At 43.1% G+C, this 4,963-nt stretch carries 6 protein-coding genes and 1 pseudogene; 4 read left to right on the forward strand and 3 right to left on the reverse strand.

The window, feature by feature from the left end; all coding sequences use genetic code 11:
* The 4 genes and pseudogenes from glyA to pdxA form a co-directional block, all read left to right on the forward strand.
* Positions 1 to 447: serine hydroxymethyltransferase (gene glyA / locus AAF462_09970; GenBank protein MEM7009447.1), on the forward strand; the 447-nt coding region annotated here is incomplete at its 5' end.
* Positions 448 to 894 (forward strand): annotated as a pseudogene (gene nrdR, locus AAF462_09975) (transcriptional regulator NrdR).
* Positions 895 to 983: 89 nt separating this feature from the next.
* On the forward strand, positions 984 to 1,739 hold the full coding sequence (locus tag AAF462_09980) for a TatD family hydrolase (protein ID MEM7009448.1): 756 nt from the start codon (positions 984 to 986) through the stop codon (positions 1,737 to 1,739).
* 23 nt (positions 1,740 to 1,762) lie between these two features.
* Positions 1,763 to 2,713: a 4-hydroxythreonine-4-phosphate dehydrogenase PdxA gene (gene pdxA, locus AAF462_09985; GenBank protein MEM7009449.1), complete on the forward strand. Its 951-nt coding sequence runs from the start codon at positions 1,763 to 1,765 to the stop codon at positions 2,711 to 2,713.
* On the opposite strand, the gene AAF462_09990 is transcribed toward pdxA, so the two are convergent.
* From AAF462_09990 to AAF462_10000, 3 genes are all read right to left on the reverse strand, one after another.
* The gene (locus AAF462_09990; GenBank protein ID MEM7009450.1) at positions 2,705 to 3,457 is read right to left on the reverse strand and encodes an NAD-dependent deacylase; all 753 of its coding nucleotides are present in this window, start codon (positions 3,455 to 3,457) and stop codon (positions 2,705 to 2,707) included. The two genes, pdxA and AAF462_09990, sit on opposite strands and share 9 nt — an antisense overlap.
* Positions 3,458 to 3,501: 44 nt before the next feature.
* The gene (locus AAF462_09995) at positions 3,502 to 4,623 is read right to left on the reverse strand and encodes an amino acid ABC transporter substrate-binding protein (protein ID MEM7009451.1); all 1,122 of its coding nucleotides are present in this window, start codon (positions 4,621 to 4,623) and stop codon (positions 3,502 to 3,504) included.
* 99 nt (positions 4,624 to 4,722) lie between these two features.
* A partial coding sequence (locus AAF462_10000) for an aminotransferase class I/II-fold pyridoxal phosphate-dependent enzyme (protein MEM7009452.1) occupies positions 4,723 to 4,963 on the reverse strand: 241 nt, incomplete at its 5' end.

Below are 4,963 nucleotides of genomic sequence, written 5' to 3' on the forward strand. Positions count from 1 at the left end.
GTCGCATTTAAAGAAGCGCTCAGCCCTGAATTTAAGGAGTATCAGGAGCAGATAGTTAAAAACGCAAAACACCTTGGAGAGTGCATGCTGGAGCACAGCTTTAACCTAGTCTCAGGCGGCACAGACAATCACCTTGTGCTTGTGGATCTAAGAGAAGCTGATCTGACCGGAAAACTAGCAGAAGACACACTTGAGAAAGCAGGAATTACTGTAAATAAAAACGCTATTCCATTTGACCCTCACCCGCCAATGGTTACAAGCGGAATTAGAATCGGAACCCCGGCGATCACCACAAGGGGAATGAAAGAAGAAGAGATGGAAGTTATAGCAGGGTTTATTAAAGAGGCCCTTGATAACACGGAAAACGATATTGTACTTCAAAGAATAAAGGATGACGTTAGGGAGCTATGCAGTAAGTTTCCAATGTATAGCCACAGGCTCGTATAGATGAAATGCCCATTTTGCGCTAGCTTAGAAAGTAAGGTCATAGACTCTCGCCTGGGAAAGGAAGAGACTTCGATTAGGCGAAGAAGAGAGTGCCTTGAATGCTCAAGCCGCTACACTACTTATGAACGAGTGGAAGAGGTAGAGCTTCAAATTGTAAAGAAAGACGGCGTGAGAGAGCCTTTTGACAGAAGCAAAATCTTGGCAGGAATACTTAAGGCCTGTGAGAAACGCCCGATAAGTATGGACGTCATTGAGAGTTTTGTTTCCTCACTTGAAAGAGAGCTCCAAGAACGCGGCGACAGAGAAGTTGAAAGCGGCGAGATAGGGGAGATGGTAATTAAAAAACTATATGAGATTGATGAAGTTGCGTATGTAAGATTTGCCTCGGTATATAGATCGTTTAAAGACGTAAACCAATTTATGTCGGAATTAAAAGACCTTTTAAAAGACAAAGAAGATGGCGGCAAAGGCTCTGCTACTGAAGCAGACATACAAAAAGCCTCCCTATCAATAATCAAAGATAAGACCCAAAAATAATGCTTATAGACAGTCATGCGCACTTAGTTTCCTTAGAAGATATCAGTGAAGTACTCCAAAGGGCTAAAGAAAATAATATAGAGAAAATAGTTTCTATCTCGTCTGATATTCCATCCACTAAAGACACTATTGAACTCAGCCTTGAGCATGATTATATATTTGCCACTACGGGTGTTCACCCGCACAACGCTGCACAAATGAGCGATCAAGTCCTAGCTGGTATAGACCAATATGCTGAGCATGAAAGGGTTGTGGCAATAGGAGAGACTGGGCTTGATTATTTCTATATGAACTCTGAGAAAGATATTCAGATAAACTCGTTCACCCAGCAAATAAGAATGAGCAAAAAACACTCCCTGCCCTTAATTATCCATGTCAGGGACGCACATGAAGACATGCTCCAAATACTAAGCGATGAGGATTTGGCAGATCCCCCAGGGGTTATCCACTGCTTCACGGGAGATTATGAGACGGCTGCTAAGTATTTGGATCTTGGGTTTTATATTTCATTCTCAGGCATTGTGACATTTAAACGATCTGAAGAGCTGAGAGATGCCGCCGAAAAAATACCTACAGATAGAATATTAATTGAAACCGATTCTCCATACCTTGCTCCCGTACCTCATAGAGGAAAGCCAAATGAGCCCTCATATGTTCAGCATGTTGCCGAAACAGTTGCAGAGGTAAGAGGAATTTCGTTTGAGCAGTTGGCTGAGCTGACCAAAGAAAATGCCGAAAGACTGTTCAGGATATAATCTCACCCAACCAAGAGAACAAAATGGCTGAAAAACCAAAAATAGGAATCACTATGGGCGATCCCAATGGAGTTGGCCCAGAGGTAATTGCAAAAGCGCTTAAAAACACGGACCTTACATCGGGCTGTGAGTTTGTAGTGTATGGCGATACAGAGGTTCTAAGAAAAGCAGGATTAGATTCGCAATCTGAAATAAAGGTAGTAGAGTGCTCCGATTTTGAAACCGCTGATTTAAACCCTGGCTTTATTGATAAAAAAGCAGGCCAGGCAAGCCTTGATTATATAGAGACTGCAGTTGAAGCAGCTTTAGCTAAAGAAATTGATGCCTTTGTTACAGCGCCCATAAGCAAAGAGTCTACCCACCTTGCCGGCTCGAGTTATCCGGGACACACTGAGATGTTAAAGGATCTAACAGGCGCTGAGCAGGCAGTAATGATGTTTGAGGGAAGTAAGTTCAAAGTGATGCTGGTTACGATTCACGAGGCCTTGGCCGATGTCCCAAATTTAATAACTAAAGAGAGAGTCCTGGAAACTATTAAGATTACAAATGATGCCTTATTAAATCTATTTAAAATTGAGAATCCCAAAGTTGTCGCCTGCGGCCTAAATCCTCATGCGGGAGAGTCCGGAGCATTCGGCAGACAAGAGATAGACCAGATTGTCCCGGCAATTACCCAAGCCAAAGAGCTAGGAATAGATATTGATGGCCCCCTTCCGGCTGACACGCTTTTCTACTATGCAAACCAAGGGAAATGGGACGCAGTTGTCGCAATGTATCACGATCAGGGGCTTATACCGTTTAAGATGATCTCTTTTAATGACGGGGTAAATATAACACTTGGGCTTCCGATAATTAGGACCTCCCCCGATCATGGAACGGCATTTGATATTGCCTGGCAGGGAAAGGCTGATCCATCCAGCATGAAGGAGGCAATTAAAGTAGCCGTTAAGCTTGCCAGAAATAAATCAGCTTAATGTTCTGTTAGTAGTAAATAGAAGCGGAAGCACTTCTCCTGATTTCTCTCGTATTACAATATCGTAAAGCCCTGCGCTAGGTGTCTCATCAAGGTTAATTTCAATTACAGTTTTGTTAGTCTGTTTTGCAACCAGACCCATAGAAGCTGCGGGCTCAACTACGCCGGATGTGCCTATTATCAGCATTACTTGGGACTGTTCTATTGCACTAAGTGCAGCGTCTATGACAGACATATCTATCATCTCGCCAAACCAAACTACGTTTGGTCTTCCAAGCTCGCCGCATGATTTGCACTTTGGAGGCAGCTCTGAAAGAGGCACTTCAAAACTCTGCTCGATCTCTCCGCACTTTGTGCATCTTATCTGCCATATGTTTCCATGCATCTCAATCACATCTTGGCTTCCTGCCATTTGATGAAGCCCGTCTATGTTCTGGGTTATTAGCGTCATTTTTTGGACATTCTGAGCAAGCTCTACAAGAGCGTAGTGCCCGGGGTTGGGTTTAGCGTCTTTAACCGCGTTTCTTCTCCAATCGTACCACTCCCACACAAGCTTTGGGTCTTTCCAAAATGCATCGGGTGTGGCAAGCTCCTCGGGCCGGTAATTTTGCCAAAGCCCCTCTTCACCCCTGAAAATAGGAACGCCGCTCTCAGCTGAAATTCCTGCACCTGTGAGCACGACAATTTGAGTTGCTTTTTCTATTTCTTCTCTTGCTTGAGCAATTTTTTCTTCAAGTTCACTCATATCTTTTTCCTTTAACTAGAGTACCTTAATCACAGAAAAAAGCTTTATATTAAGGGATAAACTATCTGAGCCTGGGCAATAGCCTGAGGATGTACAATTACTTTCTGAGAGTTTTGCCATTGTACCACAACCATCTTGTGCCCTATCTGATTGCCCTTTGAGTCTGTTTTAAATTTTCCGTAGAAAGTATCAAACTCAAGACTCTTGGCGGTCTGTCTAAGAGCTTTATCCTCAAGAGTCTTGGCACACTCTATGCATTTCTCCAGCACTAGACCGATGTTATATCCTTGGGCGGCAACGTAGTCTGGTGCTTTGCCATACTCTTTTAGGAAACTTGTGTAAAACTCTCTAGGTGTCGGTCCAATATCGGGCTTAATTTGAACCCCCCTCTCCCACTGGCTTGAAGATAAAGCTCCCTGAGCATTGTTACCGAGTTCGTCTTTAAATAGTTTTATGGAAGCCGCAACAAAGGCTCTAGCTTTAGTGTTTATATTGTTAGAGGACAGCCACTTTGCAATAGCTATATCATCCTCTGCCCTAGCAACAGAAAGGATAAGGTCTGCGTTATAGCCAACAAGTTTTGCTAAGTAAATTTTAAACTCGGCTGAACCTGAAATGAATTTAAATTCCCTTACATCAAAACCCTTTTGTTCAGAGTAAGCTTTGGCGGCATTTGCAATGCGGGAGGAAAAGCCGGAGTTGCTGGCAGAGAAGATCGCAACTCTTTTTGCCTGCGGATCTGCTTTTCTGACGCAGTCTATAATTCCGTATGAGTAATGGCTGGCAGGAGTTATGGCATTTATGACACAGCTAAAGTTCCTCTCTTCTATTTCATCTGTTGAGCCGCCGTGGTTCCAAAGCGTCATATCATGTTCTTGTGCAACCTCGCAAGCAGCTAGCGCCAAAGAGCTTGAGTATGGACCCAGGAGAATGTCTACCTTATCTTTAAGAATTAATTTTTCTGTATTAGCCCTGCAGAGTTCTACTGTACTCTGATCATCATAATGCATGAGCTCTACAAGATGAGGTTTATTGCTATCTTCAACAAATATCCCCCGCCTGTTGTTAATGTGTTTTACCCAGAGCTTAAGACCCTCAAAACTCTCAATGCCTTGAACTGAATAATTACCGCTCAGCGATATTGATATACCAACTTTAATATTCATAGATTTTGCCGGCTATAAGAATTAACACACTTTTAGACGCAGTAATCCTATAATGGGCTATAAAAGTGGAAAAATCCAGGCTGGCTTATAAGGAATCTATTAGAGCTTGCTTAATGCCTCGGTCATGCGCTCTACTCCCTTCACAATATCATCCATTGAAGTAGCGTAGGAGATTCTGACATAATCATCTGCCCCAAAGGCAACTCCTGGAACAACGGCTACTTTTGCCTCTACCAATATGTACTCAGTAAAATCAAGTGAATTCTCAATGGTCTTGCCGTCATACTCTTTGCCGTAGTAGCCGGATACGTTAGGGAAAACGTAGAAAGCGCCCTGAGGA

The sequence above is a fragment of the Thermodesulfobacteriota bacterium genome, assembly GCA_039028315.1.
In the GTDB taxonomy this organism is placed as follows: domain Bacteria; phylum Desulfobacterota_D; class UBA1144; order Nemesobacterales; family UBA2774; genus CR02bin9.